The organism is Neptunomonas sp. (assembly GCF_016744175.1).
Lineage (GTDB): Bacteria > Pseudomonadota > Gammaproteobacteria > Pseudomonadales > Balneatricaceae > Neptunomonas.
On the sequence record NZ_JADGEV010000013.1, the window covers coordinates 1 to 16,883 of the forward strand.

The following is a 16,883-nucleotide window of genomic DNA, read 5'->3' on the forward strand; positions in this document are numbered from 1 at the left end:
CGCAAATCCTGATCACCAACAGCGGTTATTAGAAGCATTAAAAGAATCATTTGAAAGCCGCATCAGTGTAGGTGGACGAACGTTTATTTTATTGGCGAACCCAGTATATTCTCCTGATAAAGAGCGTTTGGGCACAGTGATTGAGTGGAAAGATCTAACGGACCAGCTAAAAGCGGAAGAAGCAATTGAAAGACTGATTCAAGATGCTTCAAGTGGGAATTTGAGCCAGCGATTAGATGATGCGGCCTACGAAGGGTTTATGAAAAATGTAGCGACTGGCGTTAATGATATGCTGGATGCTGTTGTTGAGCCGGTGAGAGAAGCTAAACGTGTATTGATGGCTTTGGCAGAAGGTGATTTAACGCAAAATATGGAAGGTAATTTCTCGGGAGAGTATGCAGAGTTAAATGAAGCACTGAATACCTCGATGAATAAACTGCAAGATATGGTCAGTGAGATTCGTTCAGCGGGCGCTAATATTACAACGGGTGCCTCTGAAATTGCGCATGGTAATGCAACGTTAAGCCAGCGTACTGAAAGCCAGGCGACCAGCTTGCAGGAAACGGCAGCGAGTATGGAGCAGATGACAGGGACCGTGAAGCAGAACGCTATTAACGCCCAAGAAGCGAGTCGATTAGCAGAGCAAGCAAAAACCCTTGCCGATGATGGGAGTGTAATTTCTGAAAAAGTGGTCAATTCAATGGGCGATATTAGTAAGAGCTCTAAAAAAATTGCAGAAATTATCGGTGTTATTGATGAAATTGCTTTCCAAACAAACTTACTCGCACTTAATGCGGCAGTAGAAGCGGCTAGAGCGGGTGAACAGGGTCGAGGCTTTGCTGTTGTCGCTGCAGAGGTGCGTAATCTGGCTCAGCGCAGTGCGAGTGCTGCGAAAGAAATTAAGCTCTTGATTAGCGATAGCGTAGAAAAGGTAGAAGAAGGTGGACACTATGTTGATGAGTCTGGACGAGCTTTAGCTGAAATTATGCAGGGTGTTTCGAAAGTGTCTTCGATTATTCACCAAATAGCACAAGCCAGCCGAGAGCAGGCAAATGGCATCGAACAAGTGAATGTAGCTGTCACTACAATGGATGAGGGGACGCAGCAAAATGCGGCACTGGTCGAACAAGTAGCAGCGGCTTCAGAGTCGATGGATGAGCAGGCCCAGCAGCTACAGCATCTCGTTAACGTATTCAAAGTCGCTAACGTGACTTCATCAAAAGTTACACATTTGCCCGAGATTAACATCAAGAATCAGCGTTGGAAAACAAAGCATTTAGAGGCAGATAAGGCTATCGATGTACCGGTAATAGGTTCATATAAAAGTGAGCCTATTTTGATGAAAGAAACACCCGATGATACTGAGTGGGAAGAGTTTTAAGGTGGATGAAAGTGCATCGATGATTCGTAAGGGCATTGAAAAAATGGCGGTAGTTGATGCTAATGAATTATCGGCGCGAGAATTTGTTTTTACCGATGAAGATTTTGAAATTATACGAAGTAAACTTTATGTTCATTCAGGAATTTCCTTATCTGATTACAAAAAGGATATGGTGTATAACCGTCTCGTTAGGCGCATTAGGGCTTTATCACTCAGTGGGTTTAATGCCTACTTCTCGTATCTAGAAAAACATGCAGAAGAGTTTTCGCTTTTTGTAAATGCGCTGACAACAAACCTGACTGCTTTTTTCAGGGAAAGTCATCACTTTGAGTTTTTAAAAAATATTGTTGTTCCTAATGTAGGTGCTAATGGATCTCGGCGAATTAGAGTGTGGTCAGCAGGCTGCTCTATGGGAGAAGAGCCTTATAGTTTAGCGATGACTTTCAACATGTCGGATATTAACTTGCGTGAATGGGATATAAAAATACTCGCGACAGATATCGATTCAGATGTATTAAATATTGCTCAAGCAGGCATGTATGGCACCGACCGTATAGATGCCATGTCGCAAGTGTTTAAAACTCGCTTTTTTAGAAAAGGGCGGGGTCAGTTTACCGGCATGGTAAAAATCTCAGATCAGCTTCGAGATATGGTGACGTTTAAAGAGCTAAATCTTATGCATACATGGCCGATGAAAGGGCCTTTGGATGTGATTTTTTGTCGAAACGTAATGATCTATTTTGATAAAGAAACTCAGACTGAACTTCTTAATCGAATGGCAGATTTGCTAGCGCCAGGTGGTTATCTTTTTGTGGGGCATTCTGAGTCACCTTTTCGCTTAACGGATAGGTTTACTTTGATTGGCAATACTATCTATCAGAAGGTTTACTGATATGAATGCCAGTGATCTCAGGTCTATGAATGAAAGCCCATTTCCTGCTTTGTCTGGCTTTGAGCATTTTAACCGATATTGGCTCCAGCAACGAAATTGCTTTGCCGTAAAAGTTAAACCTGGCGAGTACTATGTTACGCGTAATAACGAAGCCATTACCACGATTCTTGGTTCATGTGTTGCTGCATGTATTAGAGATCCAGTGACAGGTATTGGAGGTATGAATCATTTCATATTGCCTTCCTCTATGAGTAATAAGTCATCTGATTGGTCCGACTCTGCGCGTTATGGTGCGAATGCTATGGAGATGTTGATTAATACCATAATGAAATTTGGCGGTGTAAAAGAACGCTTGGAAATAAAAATTACGGGCGGTGGACGGATGGTTCAAGGTATGAGCGATATTGGAGAGCAAAATGTTAAGTTTGTTACCCAATATCTTATTGATGAAGGATTTGATATCGCGTCGGTTGATGCTGGAGGCCCTCATCCCCGAAATGTTGTGTATTTACCTCAGCAAGGGCGTTTACTTGTAAAAAAATTGGCAACGTTACATAACAAAAAACTATTGGCTGTAGAGAGTAAACTTAAAGAACAGTTAGCTGCAAAGCCTGTCGGGGGTGACGTTGAATTATTTTGACCACGGAGGGATAAAAATATGAGCTGCGTTAAAGTGTTGATTATTGATGATTCGGCTCTCATCTGCCATGTAATAAGCGAAGTGTTATCAAATGATAGCGCTTTTGATGTTGTTGGTACGGCTAATGATCCTTATGAAGCGCGGGAGATGATCAAAGCGTTAAAACCAGACGTGCTGACACTTGATATTGAAATGCCAAAGATGGATGGCATAACTTTTTTACGTAATTTAATGAGGTTGCATCCGTTGCCAGTCATTATGCTGTCAACCTTCACGGCTAAAGGAACGGATGAAACACTACAAGCGTTATCAATTGGTGCTGTTGATTACATGCCTAAGCCGCTCATGGGAGCGAAAGGCATGGCAATGGAAGATTTTGCAGAAGAATTAAAAGAGAAGTTAAAAGCAGCCGCTAGCTTAAAGAATAAAATAGCCCTGAGTTTGCGTCCTTCGCAGCAACCAATAGCGTTATCAGAACAAAAAACACTGAGAGTAGATAATGCATCTAAACAGTGCGTTATTGCTATGGGAGCTTCGACCGGAGGGACAGAAGCATTACAGGAAATTCTTTCTGTGCTACCGGTTAATATGCCTCCGATTGTAATAGCCCAACATATATCGCCTTCTTTTAGTGCCCGTTTAGCAAACCGTATTGATAAGACGAGTGAAATCTCCGTAGTGGAAGCCACAGATGGGTTGAGGCTTGAGGCAGGGGTTGCTTATTTTGCGCAGGGGGGACGCCATCTTAAAGTTGAGCGTGAAGGGGCCTCCTTAATTTGTCGAATAGAAGATAGTGATTTCGTAAACCGGCATAAGCCTGCAGTCGATGTATTGTTTGATTCGTTAATATCGACAAAAGCGGAGTGTGTAATCGCTGTACTGTTAACCGGAATGGGCAGTGATGGCGCTAATGGAATGTTGCGACTAAGGAATGCTGGTGCTCATACGATTGCTCAAGACGAAGAGAGTAGCTTGATCTGGGGAATGCCCGGTTCTGCTGTTAAGTTGGGGGCCGTATCAGAGGTTTTACCATTGAATAGAATTTCACAGGCATTAGTACATTACCTAAAAGCATCATGAAAATACCGATATCTGAAAAGTAGGCAAGATAATGAACAAGAATATTGGATTAGTTATTTTAGCTTTATCATTGTTACTGCTGGTCGTTGCTGAGGGGATAGGGAGCACCTCTATGCGCTGGGGGGCTGAAGTAGGTTTATTTCTTGGCACTCTATGGGTTGGTTATCTTTTAACAAGAAAAAATGCAGTGAATGCTGGCTATACGAGTAATGAGAAGGCAAGGGCAGAAGACAAGGCGTTGCTGTATCCAGTTTTTGATCAAATAGAGCAAGTCATAAACCATGAAGTATCAGCTATTCAACAAGAAGCCTCACGAGTTGATGGAATCATTAAAGAAGCTGTACAGGTAGTAGGAGATAGTTTTCAAAGCATACATACTATTTCAAGCCAGCAGCGAGAGTTAACACATGAACTTATAAACAAGACTGATAAGAACGAAAAGCAGGGTGATGATGGTCAGTTTAATATGACGTTGTTCTTATTTGAAACTGGCAGCATTCTCGATCAATTTGTCGATATGATGATGACAATGAGCCGCAATAGTTTAGAAACGGTCCATCATATAGATGATATGGTAGAGCAGCTCGATAGCATATTTACATTAATTGAGAATGTAGAAGGCTTAGCTTCTCAAACTAACTTATTAGCATTAAATGCAAGTATAGAGGCCGCGCGCGCAGGAGATGCGGGGCGTGGCTTTGCTGTTGTCGCTGATGAAGTTCGTTCCTTATCAATTAGTTCAGCGAATCTAAACCATCAAATTCGTGAGCGCATAACGCGAGCGAAAGAAACCATTACGACTTTACACACAACGGTTGATAAGATTGCCTCAACTGATATATCGGAAACACTTGAAACGAAAGAAAAGGTTGGTAACCAATTGGCGAGCGTTGCAGGAATCTACAATGCTGTAACAGAGCAAACAGAAATGATTTCTGAGCTGGGTGAGCAATTAGATAGTGCAATTAATGATGCAGTTAGGTCTTTGCAATTTGAAGATATCTCATCACAAGCGCTAGCTAGCATAAGCCAAAATTCTCAAGTATTGAGTCAAATAGCTAAGCAGCTAAATCAAGTGAAATTCCAGAACGATAAACAAGCAGGAGTGCAGTTAAATACCCTGTTAGACGGTTGTCGTACATTACGTCAAAAACAATCGAATACTGTTAACCGCTCTGTGACACAAACAGGTATGAAAGCAGGTGGCGCTGAAGTTTTCTAAAGCATGATCGTTAAATGGTTTTTCCGGTGACGTAGTGAAGAATATTAATGTTGTTTTGAATACGAGAAATAACTATGCCAATCAGCAGTACAGTATCCAATGATAAAAAGCGTGTCATGATCAATATCACGGATCGATTTGATTATGGCTTACATCAATCTTTCAGAGATAGTTACCGAGCGGTGACGAGCCCCGGTGTTATCTATTCTTTAGATTTGAGTCAAGCAACCTATATGGATAGTTCTGCTTTGGGAATGGTGCTGCTGCTCAAGGAGCATGCAGAAAAGCAGGGCGGCAGTGTCATTATTTCTAAGCCGAACCCTGCCGTTGAAAAAATATTGAAAATTGCCAATTTTGACCGCTTTGTAACGATTGAAAATTAACCTACCTAGGTTGCTGTTCCATGGATAAAGTATTGGTTGTTGACGATAAAGCAACAAACCGCCAAATCTTGCAGGAAATGCTGACAAGTATTGGTCTGGATGTAGTTCAGGCAACCGATGGGTTGGAAGCGGTAGAAATGTTCCAGCAGAACCTTCCATCATTGGTATTGATGGATATTGAAATGCCAAATATGGATGGCATCGAGGCAACACGTTTAATTAAACAAGCCGCCGGCGATACTTTTGTGCCTGTCATTATGATTAGCGGTGTAGGTGATAACGAGGTTATTCGTCGCAGTATAGAAACGGGGGGAGATGATTTTATTCATAGACCTTTTTCGTGTGAAGTTCTGCAAGCAAAAATCACGGCTATCCAACGTATTAGGGATCTTTACCAAAACGTACAACGCTTAGAATCCATAAGGCGCCATGAACATAATGTTGCTGAAGAAATTTTCAGTAACGCTGTGGATAAGGGCAATGTAACGTTTGATCAAATTAAGATACATAAAAGAGCTGCATCTACCTTCAGTGGCGATGTGCAAATAACGGCGCGCCGACCCAATGGTGATATTAATATTTTGTTGGGCGACTTCACGGGGCATGGATTAACGTCGGTAGTTGGAGCACTCCCTTTAGCTGAAACTTTTAGAGCAATGACAAGTAAAGGGTATGAAGCAGAACAGATATTGACACAAATAAACCGAAAGCTTCATTCTATTCTTCCAACTGGTTTGTTTTTAGCAGCAGATATGGTGACTCTTTCTCCAAACGGTCAGTGCAAAATTTGGAATGGGGGTATGCCGGATATTTTTGTGCTGTCTTCTGATGGTGAGGTGCGGCTGCGGATAGAGTCTGGGGACCCTCCTTTGGGGATAGTTCCTCAATTACCTGATTTGAACATTAGGCTTATTCAGGTAGAGCCAGACGAAAAAATTCTTTTAATGAGTGATGGCGTGCTTGAAGCACGTAGCAATGATGATGAGTACTTTGGTGAACAACGGTTGTTGTGGGCAGTAAAACTTGGTTCACGTGAAGGTAATATAATCGGTAGAATTATGCGCTCTGTAGACTCATTTTTAAGAGATTACGAGCAAGATGATGATATCTCGCTTATCGAAATACCTGGCAAGATTAGCTTTCCTTTAGAGCAAGAAGCAGTGCTTCCACTGGTAAGTCAGGTTGATACATCCGAAGAAGACAGCGCAGGTTGGACGTGGAGCATTCGTTTGCAAGGAGGAAACCTAAAGGTGGTTAATCCTGTTGCTATTGCGATAAGTCAACTCCAAGAAGTGGAAGGACCAAGTGAACAGTGGCAAGATGTTTTCACTATTTTAACGGAGCTTTTCGTGAATGCGCTTGACCATGGAGTGTTAAAGCTCCCTTCTTCTTTGAAGTCGTCCGCTGAAGGTTTTTCAGAGTACTTTGCCCAGCGTGAGGAGGGCTTACTTCATCTGGATAATGATCATTATGTGAGTATTGCTATGTCTATTGTTAAGTTACAGCAAGAAAGCATGTTGAAAATCACAGTGAATGATAGTGGCGTTGGATTTGATCATGCCCACTGGCTAGAAAAAATATCAGGACCCAATTACGAGAATCCAGGCCTGTCCGGCAGAGGTATTATGTTAGTAAAAGAATTATGCCAGTCTTTGGAATATAGTTATGACGGGACTAAGGTCAGCGCTGAATATGCATGGCGAGGTTAGAAGGTATATTTAAAATATTGATCTAAATCAGTGTTTGGACCATCTATCAAAAGAGGCGAAGTGAAAAAATTGATAGATATCAAATATTTGCATCGATATTCATGGAATTGATAATAAAGGTTGAGCTATATCAATTTTTTCTAATGTGTAGCCGTGTAATCTGTCTCCAAAGATAAAGAATTCTCTATGAGGTGATGGTTATGTTCGGTATTGATCCCTATGTATTTGAAACTCTTTGGCCTAGCTTGGTCGGCGTTGCAGGAATGATAGCGGCGATGGTATGGGGCTTCATAAAAATTCGTCATTTGATGAGTAATGATCAGCCTAAGAAGTAGTTTTCATATTCGAAAAAAACCCGCTCTTGCGGGTTTTTTTGTTTTAAGAACAAGCACTAACTTATAGTGATGCTCTTTTTATAAAATAGAAGAGGTGACCCTGCGGGTATACTAGAGAGCTTATAAGAATGGTCTTGCAGGGTATTTGCTATGGATTATGAAATTCAATTATATAAGCAAGCTCAACAACAAGAGTTATCTCAGTTTTATAAACGAAACAACTACAAGGGGAAAGTAAAAAGCACTGATCGAGTTTGGGTTGTGGTTGATAGCGATGCACAAATTATAGGTGCCGCAAGGTTTTGCCATAACGCAGGGTTAAGTATATTGCGCGGAGTATGGATAGAAGAGTGTTTGCGTCAGCAAGGTATCGGTAGTCAATTGTTACATGCACTCAAGCTGTCAGGCGATATAGAAGGTTGTTATTGCTTCCCTTATTTATACCTTGAAGCTTTCTATCAAAAACAAGGGTTCAGGTTAGTAGAGCAAGCCCCAGTTTCTTTGCAAAAATTACTAACGCGCTACAACCATCATGAAGAGAAAGTCATATTAATGGGTATGCCTCTCGTTTAGTTATATTGTGACTAGAGTCATTATTTTGTAAAGCGCGTTGGATTGATGGCGATCTGATACTGTTTTTCGATCGTCATAGACTGTGAGCTTTCAGTTTCTTTACTATCATCTCCCCTATTGAATGTGATGCTTACAAACTTCTTTTGATGACCGGGTTCAATGGTAAGAATATTGATGCTTTCATCAATGAAAACACTATCGACATGTTTGATCGTGTGCTCCTGGGTATCATGTATGAAGAGCCCAAGATAGAAAAGTGGATTTGACGTCTGGCTTGAAACACTAAAGGGGGCGGTAAATACTCTTTTGTTATCTTCAATGCCTACATTGATGGTTTGGATAGTGTCATAGTTAAGGTCGATATTGCCGCTCTTTTCATCCATTGAGTATTTACCGGTAGCCCAGCGTTGCATTTCTTGTTTCTTTATATCTGTTAGCAGGACAGGTGTAAGTGTGTCCGTTTTCCGAGGTAGAAAGAGAGTAAAGTCTTCTAAAGTACGGATGCTGAACAACGATAGCATGACTTTCGAGTATCCCATTTCTTCTGCTTCGCGCATTAATTGATCGTATTCCACTACTTCACCATCGGCTAACTCAATATAAATATCGTTGTTAGTGAAATTAAACTGATAAATACCTGCGATTAAAACGATAGCAGGTAGGACAATTAAAGATGTAAGTGCTATCCAAAAGCGTTTTTTAAAGGCCATCGCATCCTCCGTGAGGGCGTAAAGAACGTGTGGTTCGATTTTATAAGTACTCTTGTTACGAACGTTTGTATGAATAGAATGTAGCAAGAGATATATGCCCGAAACAAGTCTGTATAAGTGACAAAGTACCGCAGCGTTTATAGAGGCACTATTAGGCTTTATGGATGATGAATAGATAAGCCGTTAAGAAATGCCGAAAATGCAGTTAAGTTGGGGCTAAATAAGGTTTTAGTTGAGATTATCAGGCTTCATTAACAGTTGTTTAATAATTATGATATTCAAAAATAATTTGAAACTAATTATTTTATTATGCTGTTTTTGGCGAGTAAATATTGAGTAACAATGTACCTCTTTCAATGAAAGTAGGATTATTACAATGTACAAACGTGCTTTACTAGCAGCAAGTGTTGCTCTCGTTGTTAGCTTTTCAAATTCTATATTTGCCGAGGTTCCACAGGTTGAGGTTATTGCTGAGTTTGATCAGCGTCCGGGTAACCCATCGATTACGCCAGAGGGGCGTATATTACTGAGTATTCACCCGCTGGATCATCCTGCACTTAAAGTTGTAGAGTTGAATGCTATTGGCACCTTGGTTCCTTACCCCAATGAATCATTTTCAATGGGAAAAGGTTCAGAGGCTCAAGCAGTTATCGCGATAAGAACGGATGACAATGGTATTGCATGGATTCTCGATTTAGGTAAAAGAGTATTAACGGGGTGGGATACGAAGCATGATAAGCAAGCTAAAAAGATAGTCCTGCCAGAGTCCGTTTTATTACCGACAAGCTTCCTTCAAGATTTTGCGTTAGATCAAAAACGAAACCGCATTATTATTGCGGACATGACGCAAGGTGACTTAAAAAGCGCACCTATACCTGCTTTTATCGTGGTTGACCTTGTTTCTGGAAAGGCTAAACGTCTTGCTGAGAATCATCCTTCGATGATGCCTGATTTTCCTAATGGTTTTGCACTTAACCCCATAACCATCGACCCTAGCTACACTTGGGTATACTTTGGTGCTTTGCACGGGAAAAGTATATATAGAGTGCCAGCATTAAGTTTTGATGGAGATAGCCAAACCGTTGAGAGTAGTATTGAAAAGTATGGGCCTAAACCTTATTCAGATGGGATCAGCGTTGATGGTGCACAAAATGTCTATATTACAGATATTGAGAGCAATGCCATTGGGGTAACAACACCTAAAGGTTATCAGCTTTTAGCATCGCTAGATAAAGCTCAATCATGGCCGGATGGCTTATCGTTTGGTCCTGATGGGTATATATATGCAACGGTTAATCAACTCAATCGTAGTGCAGCGCTAAATCAAGGAGTTGATGACGGTGTAGGCCCTTATCAATTGGTTAGAGTGAAAGCATTAGCCGAAGGAAAAACGGGGCGCTAGTGTAAGAAAATCACATGGCTGAAGCATACAGCCATGTGATTTTAATCTGCAGTGAGGTACTACAGTGGGATAAGGATACTCGTTAACATTGCTCGCGTTTATGTAATATTCTTTAATAATTCTTCAGTGCTGTTGATGCTGGCATATGACGAGCTGAGAGCCGCCATAAACGCTGCATGTACATGGGCAGCAGGTACTGTTGTTCCATTAAATTCTAGATCACGTGTAGCACAAGCATCATGTGCCACTGATACCTCATAGCCTAAATCTACGGCAGCGCGAACGCCTGCGTCGATACACATATGGCTCATTGCACCAACAACAATCAGTTTTTTTACATTCAGTTTTTTAAGCACCTCTTGAAGCTCTGTATCACGAAAGCTATTAGGTTTGTGCTTGAGAATAACCGCCTCATTTTCTGATGGGATTACGGAGTGATGAATGTTAGCACCCTCTGATCCTTCTAAAAAAAATGGCGCATCAGCTGTTAAAAATTCATGGCGAACATGCACGATAGGCAAGTCTTGGTTACGAAATTCTGTCAGTAGTTTCGCGCCTTGCTCTACTGCTTTTTCAGCACCACTGAGTGGCCATTTCCCTTCTGAAAAGTAGTCGTTTTGAAAGTCGATTAATAATAGTGCTGTATGGGACATAAGTGCTTTTCCTGTTTTATTGTGTCGTTTGTTTTGAGATGTTGTGACTATTATCTTAAAAAGTAGGTCGATATACTGGAGTCATAACAGGCATATAAAAGGTTAAAACTGACAATGGGCCGAATTCATATAGGAATTATTGATTACCCAGGTGCGCTGCAGTCTGCTGTGCAAGGTCTTAGAGAGGTGTTTATTGCGGCAAATCGTATCTGTGCTCAGCAACAACTAGATATTGTTTTTGATATAGACATATACAATGTTGAACAGATCTCAATGTTTTTAACTAAAGAGCTTTCAGTGAAGGAGGAGCAATCGAGTAATCCATTTCAGGCAGTGATTCTTCCTCCTTCTTTGGAAGGTGAGTACTACATCAACCCCGCTCAAACACTGAAGCAATGGTTACTACAGCAGCGTGCGCAAGGGGTGATACTTTGCTCAGTATGCGCCGGGGCTTTTATTTTGGCTTCTTGTGGGCTGCTAGACCAGCGGCCGGCGACAACACATTGGGGGTTAACTGAGCGCTTTAATAAGACTTACCCCGCAGTAGATTTGGATAGTAATAAGATTTTGATAAACGATACTGACCTTATTACTGCGGGAGGCCTTATGGCGTGGTTAGATTTAGGTCTGGAGCTAGTGGCTCAGTTTACTCAGCCACGGATCATGCGATTATTAGGGAAGTATTTGATTGTTGACACAGGTTCACGAGAACAACGCTACTATCGTAGTTTTGTGCCAGCACTAAACCATGGAGATCAAGTCGTACTCAATGTGCAGCATTATTTGCAGGTTAATTTTGCTAGAAATATTTCAATGAGTGAATTAGCGGTATTAAGTTGCTTAGGGGAGCGTACTTTTTTACGGCGTTTTGTTAAAGCAACCGAGTTGAAGCCTAGCCAGTACTTACAGCAGCTACGTATACAAAAAGCATGTGACTTAATTGAAAGCAGCTACGATAGTATAGAGCTTATCGCAACAAAGGTGGGCTATGAAGACGTTAGCGCATTTCGTAAAGTTTTTATTAAAACGATGGGGCTAACACCACGTGAATTTAGAAATCGCTTTGCACATTGACACTAATAAAAAACCGGCAGTAGCGGCCGGTTTTTATAGCTTGCTGGGTTCATACTTTAAAAACTATATAAAAGCAGCGAAGCGCTCATCAAGAGGTGTGTCAGCTAGGTGATTAATGTAGTTGCTCATGATTTTTTGGGCTAAACCTAATACTATTTCTAATAACTGCTTTTGGGTATAGCCTGCATCGTAGAAGTTTTGTACCTCAGCTTCTGAGATTAAACCTCGGTTGCGGACGATGAGTAACGTGGTGTCGTGCAATGCTTGTAGTTTAGGTGTCGGCATCGGAGCGCGGTTGCGTAACGCATCAGTTAGGGCATCGTCCACTTTCATCATTTTGGCAATAGCGGCATGCGCTGGAACACAGTAGTGGCAGCCGTGTTCAACATTGATTGTCTGCCATACAACGGTCAATTCTTCTGCATTTAAAGAGGTTGCTTGGAAAAGTTTATGAAGAAGTTGGTATGCTTCAAGCGCTTCAGGTGACTCGGCCATAACGCCATGTAGGCTTGGAATAGAACCAAAGGCTTTAATGGAGTTGTCTAGAAGAGTCTTGCTTTGTTCAGGAGCAGTTTCGCGAGTATGGACGGTAAGGTTGTTCATTGGGGGTTCCTATTTTGATCGTTTGTTCAATAATTTAAGGTTATTTGATTTTGATCGACTGTTCAAGTTAAAATTGAACAATTGCTCAAATTGGAACTTATAATGGCAAATATTGCTAAATACGATCGTGCTGATGTAATAAATAAAGCGATGCTGCTTTTCTGGGAAAAAGGCTTTAATGGCACATCTACGCGCGACCTTCAGCAGGCTGTAGATATGCGCCCTGGTAGTATTTATAGTGCTTTTGGTAGTAAGGAGGGCTTGTTTAAAGAAGCCCTCAGATGTTACTCAGCCAACACGTATGCATTACTTCAAGAGAAAATTCAGCAACAAGGCTCTCCTTTAGCGGGGTTACAAGCGTTTATTTATTGCGTAGTCGTTAGTAATCGTAGTGTTGCACCAAGTGATATGTGTTTATTGGTAAAGGCAGTAGCTGAGCTAACTGATAGCAGCCCGGAGCTGCTACAGGAAAGCCAACTACTTATGAAAAAAGGTGAACAAAGTTTCGCTCGTGTACTTCAAGAAGCGCATGAGCAGGGTGAGCTTTTTGCTAATGCTGATCCACAGGCATTAGCCAAGTATATCCAAGTACAAATGATAGGTCTGCGCACCTATTTGCGTACTAGCGATGATGTTGCTGCTGTTGAAAAGCTGATTGAAGATATTTTCAACATGCTAAAGGCCCCTATGGTTTAACGATTATCTCAGATGCACTTATGAAGGCATTTATAATCAGAGTGTGTGGTTCTATATCCTGATGTTAGCTGGTACTTACTCCTCTCCTTTATATTGTTAACACTGGCTTGAAAATAACAATAATAACAGAAGAGTAGATGCATACTTTCTGAGATATGGAGTAGCTGTATGACGCCAATAGAATGGCTTTTACTTACAGTAATAATAGCTATTGCTGGCGTAGTGCGTGGGTGCATTGGGTTTGGTTTTTCTGCGTTGGTGGTTGCATCTTCTACGCTATTTCTTGACCCTACAATTGTTGTGCCTATGCTGGCAATACTGGAGATAGTTGCCAGTATTCATATGGCCATTACCACATGGCGTGATGCCGAGCGAAAAATCTTAACTTACCTTATGATTGGAGCCACAATTGCTACGCCGTTAGGTGTTTATGTATTAGTAATATTGCCTGCTGACACCATACGCTTATTGTTGTCGTTAATGATACTAGTCTTAAGCGGATTATTAGCTAGTGGCTGGCAATACCGTGGTCGGCGTGGGCCTACGACATACCTTTCTCTGGGTTTATTATCTGGGGTTTGCAATGGTGCCGCTGCAGTGGGAGGCTTGCCCGTCGCTACTTTTCTTACTGCGATGAATCTAAGTATGGCATCTTTGCGTGCCACCTTGGTATTGTTCTTTTTTGGAACAGATATTGTTTTCATATTGAGTGCATCGGGCCATGGATTGTTTACTCAATCGTTAGTAGTCATGAGTGCCCTGATGATAGTCCCTATGACTATAGGGGTTCATTTCGGTGGGAAGTTATTCGTGCTTGTATCGGAGAAGCGTCTGAAGCGTGCCGTTATAGGCTTACTGATTTTGTTATCCTTAATAGGCCTCGTGCGTGCTGCTATCGGTCATTTTTAGCTTGATACATTCTCATATCAGCGGCTTTTAGTAGCGACTTGAGGTCGCTTCCTTCTTCTGGGTATACGGCAATGCCAATGGATGGGTGTAGGCGAAGTGTGCTATCGGGCAATAAACACTCTAAAGGTTGGATAAGAGCCGTTTCAAAGCGGTTTTTAATGGTTTCGGTTGACGGCAAGCTAATATGATCAGATAGAACAACGACAAATTCGTCTCCTCCTATGCGTGCCAGAAGGTCTTGTGGCCTCATTAAGGCTTCAAAACGTTGTGCTACCTCAATTAATGCCTCATCGCCTTTATCATGACCAAATTGGTCATTAAGCTGCTTGAAATTATCTAAATCAATAAAGAGTAATGCAAAAGAGGGGGCAGAGGCTTGTGAGCCTGGTTTTAGTAATTGAGAGAAAAATAATTCAAGAGCGGCACGGTTTGCAGTTCCTGTGAGTCAGTCAGTAAATCGCGTCGCATCTCCATTAAGGAGCGTGCTAATACCCCTATTTCATCTGTACGTTGTAATGTGATGTTTGACAGCTCTGGTTCTCCATTTTCAATAACGGCATGAGCCAGCGATGTTAAATCTCGGGTAAACCTCATCAAAATCATTAAGCCTAGTAAAATGGCGAACACCACAGCGACAACACCTAATATCAACACCATGTAAACTTGTTGTGTTACGCCTGTCAGAATATCAGCATTGGGTACAGCTATTACGGCAATCCAGTCTAAGCCTGCATTATCAGTTATGTGTTTGTAGGCGACATTTATTTTCTCACCGTATGTATCTGTAAAAGTTAGTGTGCCTGTGGATGAGCGGTTTTTGTTTTTAGCAATTTCTGGAAGAAGAACCTGATAAGTTGATTTAATAAGGGCATCACCGGAATCATCTACATCCATGCGAGCCATCTTTCCGTTGCTTTTTATTTGAACATTAGGAATATTAGACGCCGCTAAAAGATCCCCGTTACTCTCTACTAAGAATGCTAGTCCACGATCGCTAACTTCAATATTTGAAATAAATTGATTGAGTTTTAATAACGAAACATCTGTAGCGACTACACCGGTGAAATTCCCCATATGGGAAAGTACTTGGCGGGCACGCGTTACCACTAAATCTTCAGTAGAAAAATCTACGTAAACGGATGTCCACATATGTTGCGTTGCATTTTTTTTCTGTGAGCTAAACCAAGGGCGTGTACGAGGATCAAAAATATTAGTCTCTGTTGAAACCTGCTTGGTTTTTCCGTTAATACTGTTTAGACGCAGGTAGCGGCGAGGTTTACTCGGGTCTGTTTTAATACGTATCTCTGCTTCTGCATCATTGAGTTGTCTAAGGCCAAAAGATTGACCCGCAAGGTTGCCGTAATAGACGTAATCGTTAGGGTCCGTATGTAACGTAGTGGCAGTCCAAAAGCGAGTGCGCATAGCATCCAGCTCAGTGCTAATATCATCTGAAGCGGTTAGGCCTACTGGGAAAGCTGCTTCTAAAACAGCACTAGAGCCATACATATGATGATCTACTGCTTGACCTATACGTTCTACCATTTCTAATGAAAGACGTTCTGAAAGACGTGAGACGGTATTGCTGCCTGCCCAGTAGGAGAGCAGACCGATAGTGATCGTAAGAAGAACGATCAGAAAGACATATGGAAAAATTAGCGTTGCTTTCAGCGACCGGAAATTAGTTTTGGTTGCAGACATCTCAAGTTATTCCAATTATGCGAGCTGGCGATAAATCTAATCCTGCTGATTATATCGTGTATCGTTACTATATTAAGACATTTTTCCTTTAAGTCTTTAAATAAGTCATGTGATAGCTATTATACCCATGTAATGTGAATGGTTACTTTCTGGCTTTGTGGAGTTAGGCCTCTTTTTTAGAAAGTACTATTCATTACCAAAAAGATAAAAAAATATTATCATGATATATTTTTAAATATATTTACGATTGCTGATCTTGGTAGAATCAGGTGTGCAAGGAAATAAATTAATAGTGATATTAAAAAGGCACACGTGAGCTTAGTTTGTTTGTGCTTTTAGCTGTTAAATTAAATGATGAAAATGTATTGTCGTGATGCTTTTTAAGGGGAATGTAAGCTAAGGCCCTGACGGCTATAGGTGCTATACCTCTTGCAGTAAGTTGTTGTTCGCTGCCTATATAGGCTAACTCAACATCTGGCGCAAATGATGAAAGCTCACATTATAATCTGTTTAGGTTTTTATAGTTTTACCAATAGTGAATTCTTATAATAAACCAGCTCATAAAATATGCGGCAGCGAGAGACAATCTAAGCTTAGATACACAACATAAAATCAGACAAAGAGCGTAAACAAGAACGCCGGTAGGTAAAGTGAAAGTTCTAATAGGAGGGTTTATAACTGATTGGGGTTGCCAAGCAATAGATGAAAATGAGGCATAATTATTAAAGAGAGACAAAATAGGTGGCGTTAAGGAAAAACGGTTAACAACTGCAGCAGGTAACCATAAATTGACAACGGTCATTTCTGAAGTTGCCGTCTCTTCGATTAGAGTCATTACTTGCTTGTTAACCTTGGCATACATATGTTTTGGACTATTTATGGAACCTTTTTATTTTATCACTGAGAGTTGAATCTTATTTTTT

General features: G+C 41.2%; 17 protein-coding genes and 1 pseudogene. 13 read left to right on the plus strand and 5 right to left on the minus strand.

What is annotated here, in order from left to right:
* From QZZ55_RS07940 to QZZ55_RS07980, 9 genes are all read left to right on the plus strand, one after another.
* Window positions 1-1,381: methyl-accepting chemotaxis protein (locus tag QZZ55_RS07940; protein ID WP_293266788.1), on the plus strand; the 1,381-nt coding region annotated here is incomplete at its 5' end.
* Between the two features lies 1 nt (window position 1,382).
* On the plus strand, window positions 1,383-2,273 hold the full coding sequence (locus tag QZZ55_RS07945) for a protein-glutamate O-methyltransferase CheR (protein ID WP_293266789.1): 891 nt from the start codon (window positions 1,383-1,385) through the stop codon (window positions 2,271-2,273).
* A 1-nt stretch (window position 2,274) separates the two neighbouring features.
* The gene (cheD, locus tag QZZ55_RS07950) at window positions 2,275-2,913 is read left to right on the plus strand and encodes a chemoreceptor glutamine deamidase CheD (RefSeq protein WP_293266790.1); all 639 of its coding nucleotides are present in this window, start codon (window positions 2,275-2,277) and stop codon (window positions 2,911-2,913) included.
* 18 nt (window positions 2,914-2,931) lie between these two features.
* The gene (locus QZZ55_RS07955; RefSeq protein ID WP_293266791.1) at window positions 2,932-3,993 is read left to right on the plus strand and encodes a chemotaxis response regulator protein-glutamate methylesterase; all 1,062 of its coding nucleotides are present in this window, start codon (window positions 2,932-2,934) and stop codon (window positions 3,991-3,993) included.
* 31 nt (window positions 3,994-4,024) lie between these two features.
* A complete protein-coding gene (locus QZZ55_RS07960) occupies window positions 4,025-5,215 on the plus strand; it encodes a methyl-accepting chemotaxis protein (protein WP_293266792.1) in 1,191 nt (396 codons plus the stop codon).
* A gap of 74 nt (window positions 5,216-5,289) precedes the next feature.
* Window positions 5,290-5,598, plus strand: a complete 309-nt coding sequence (locus QZZ55_RS07965; protein ID WP_293266793.1) for an STAS domain-containing protein — start codon at window positions 5,290-5,292, stop codon at window positions 5,596-5,598.
* Window positions 5,599-5,618: 20 nt separating this feature from the next.
* Entirely contained in the window at window positions 5,619-7,307 is a 1,689-nt protein-coding gene (locus tag QZZ55_RS07970; protein ID WP_293266794.1) for a SpoIIE family protein phosphatase, read from the plus strand.
* Between the two features lie 200 nt (window positions 7,308-7,507).
* The gene (locus QZZ55_RS07975; protein ID WP_293266795.1) at window positions 7,508-7,642 is read left to right on the plus strand and encodes a hypothetical protein; all 135 of its coding nucleotides are present in this window, start codon (window positions 7,508-7,510) and stop codon (window positions 7,640-7,642) included.
* A 150-nt stretch (window positions 7,643-7,792) separates the two neighbouring features.
* Complete coding sequence (locus tag QZZ55_RS07980; RefSeq protein ID WP_293266796.1) at window positions 7,793-8,215, plus strand: GNAT family N-acetyltransferase; 423 nt, start codon at window positions 7,793-7,795, stop codon at window positions 8,213-8,215.
* A 20-nt stretch (window positions 8,216-8,235) separates the two neighbouring features.
* Here the strand turns inward: QZZ55_RS07980 and QZZ55_RS07985 are convergent, their stop codons facing one another.
* Window positions 8,236-8,925 (minus strand): hypothetical protein, encoded by a 690-nt coding sequence (locus QZZ55_RS07985; RefSeq protein ID WP_293266797.1) that lies wholly within the window; start codon window positions 8,923-8,925, stop codon window positions 8,236-8,238.
* Window positions 8,926-9,301: 376 nt separating this feature from the next.
* Here QZZ55_RS07985 and QZZ55_RS07990 point away from each other — a divergent pair, with 376 nt between their 5' ends.
* Window positions 9,302-10,327, plus strand: coding sequence for an L-dopachrome tautomerase-related protein (locus QZZ55_RS07990; RefSeq protein WP_293266798.1), 1,026 nt, complete (start codon window positions 9,302-9,304; stop codon window positions 10,325-10,327).
* Between the two features lie 98 nt (window positions 10,328-10,425).
* Here the strand turns inward: QZZ55_RS07990 and QZZ55_RS07995 are convergent, their stop codons facing one another.
* Window positions 10,426-10,980: a cysteine hydrolase family protein gene (locus QZZ55_RS07995; RefSeq protein ID WP_293266799.1), complete on the minus strand. Its 555-nt coding sequence runs from the start codon at window positions 10,978-10,980 to the stop codon at window positions 10,426-10,428.
* A 114-nt stretch (window positions 10,981-11,094) separates the two neighbouring features.
* On the opposite strand from QZZ55_RS07995, the gene QZZ55_RS08000 reads away from it, so the two are divergent.
* Window positions 11,095-12,054, plus strand: a complete 960-nt coding sequence (locus QZZ55_RS08000; RefSeq protein WP_293266800.1) for a helix-turn-helix domain-containing protein — start codon at window positions 11,095-11,097, stop codon at window positions 12,052-12,054.
* Between the two features lie 63 nt (window positions 12,055-12,117).
* Here QZZ55_RS08000 and QZZ55_RS08005 read toward each other — a convergent pair whose 3' ends face one another.
* A complete protein-coding gene (locus QZZ55_RS08005; protein WP_293266801.1) occupies window positions 12,118-12,657 on the minus strand; it encodes a carboxymuconolactone decarboxylase family protein in 540 nt (179 codons plus the stop codon).
* A 102-nt stretch (window positions 12,658-12,759) separates the two neighbouring features.
* Here QZZ55_RS08005 and QZZ55_RS08010 point away from each other — a divergent pair, with 102 nt between their 5' ends.
* Both QZZ55_RS08010 and QZZ55_RS08015 read left to right on the plus strand, forming a co-directional pair.
* Complete coding sequence (locus tag QZZ55_RS08010) at window positions 12,760-13,353, plus strand: TetR/AcrR family transcriptional regulator (RefSeq protein WP_293266802.1); 594 nt, start codon at window positions 12,760-12,762, stop codon at window positions 13,351-13,353.
* Window positions 13,354-13,521: 168 nt separating this feature from the next.
* Window positions 13,522-14,262, plus strand: coding sequence for a sulfite exporter TauE/SafE family protein (locus QZZ55_RS08015; protein WP_293266803.1), 741 nt, complete (start codon window positions 13,522-13,524; stop codon window positions 14,260-14,262).
* Here QZZ55_RS08015 and QZZ55_RS08020 read toward each other — a convergent pair.
* A pseudogene (locus tag QZZ55_RS08020) lies at window positions 14,246-14,647 on the minus strand (GGDEF domain-containing protein); the annotation flags it as partial. The gene QZZ55_RS08015 and the pseudogene QZZ55_RS08020 sit on opposite strands and share 17 nt — an antisense overlap.
* Window positions 14,648-14,652: 5 nt before the next feature.
* Window positions 14,653-15,960: a cache domain-containing protein gene (locus QZZ55_RS08025; protein ID WP_293266804.1), complete on the minus strand. Its 1,308-nt coding sequence runs from the start codon at window positions 15,958-15,960 to the stop codon at window positions 14,653-14,655.
* Window positions 15,961-16,883: the final 923 nt, after the last annotated feature.

Coding starts and splice junctions, on each gene's coding strand:
- QZZ55_RS07985 (WP_293266797.1), bottom strand. CDS start 8,925: ATGGCCTTTAAAAAACGCTTTTGGATAGCACTTACATCTTTAATTGTC.
- QZZ55_RS07990 (WP_293266798.1), top strand. CDS start 9,302: ATGTACAAACGTGCTTTACTAGCAGCAAGTGTTGCTCTCGTTGTTAGC.
- QZZ55_RS07955 (WP_293266791.1), top strand. CDS start 2,932: ATGAGCTGCGTTAAAGTGTTGATTATTGATGATTCGGCTCTCATCTGC.
- QZZ55_RS08000 (WP_293266800.1), top strand. CDS start 11,095: ATGGGCCGAATTCATATAGGAATTATTGATTACCCAGGTGCGCTGCAG.
- QZZ55_RS07965 (WP_293266793.1), top strand. CDS start 5,290: ATGCCAATCAGCAGTACAGTATCCAATGATAAAAAGCGTGTCATGATC.
- cheD (WP_293266790.1), top strand. CDS start 2,275: ATGAATGCCAGTGATCTCAGGTCTATGAATGAAAGCCCATTTCCTGCT.
- QZZ55_RS08015 (WP_293266803.1), top strand. CDS start 13,522: ATGACGCCAATAGAATGGCTTTTACTTACAGTAATAATAGCTATTGCT.
- QZZ55_RS08010 (WP_293266802.1), top strand. CDS start 12,760: ATGGCAAATATTGCTAAATACGATCGTGCTGATGTAATAAATAAAGCG.
- QZZ55_RS08025 (WP_293266804.1), bottom strand. CDS start 15,960: ATGTCTGCAACCAAAACTAATTTCCGGTCGCTGAAAGCAACGCTAATT.
- QZZ55_RS07975 (WP_293266795.1), top strand. CDS start 7,508: ATGTTCGGTATTGATCCCTATGTATTTGAAACTCTTTGGCCTAGCTTG.
- QZZ55_RS08005 (WP_293266801.1), bottom strand. CDS start 12,657: ATGAACAACCTTACCGTCCATACTCGCGAAACTGCTCCTGAACAAAGC.
- QZZ55_RS07960 (WP_293266792.1), top strand. CDS start 4,025: ATGAACAAGAATATTGGATTAGTTATTTTAGCTTTATCATTGTTACTG.
- QZZ55_RS07980 (WP_293266796.1), top strand. CDS start 7,793: ATGGATTATGAAATTCAATTATATAAGCAAGCTCAACAACAAGAGTTA.
- QZZ55_RS07970 (WP_293266794.1), top strand. CDS start 5,619: ATGGATAAAGTATTGGTTGTTGACGATAAAGCAACAAACCGCCAAATC.
- QZZ55_RS07995 (WP_293266799.1), bottom strand. CDS start 10,980: ATGTCCCATACAGCACTATTATTAATCGACTTTCAAAACGACTACTTT.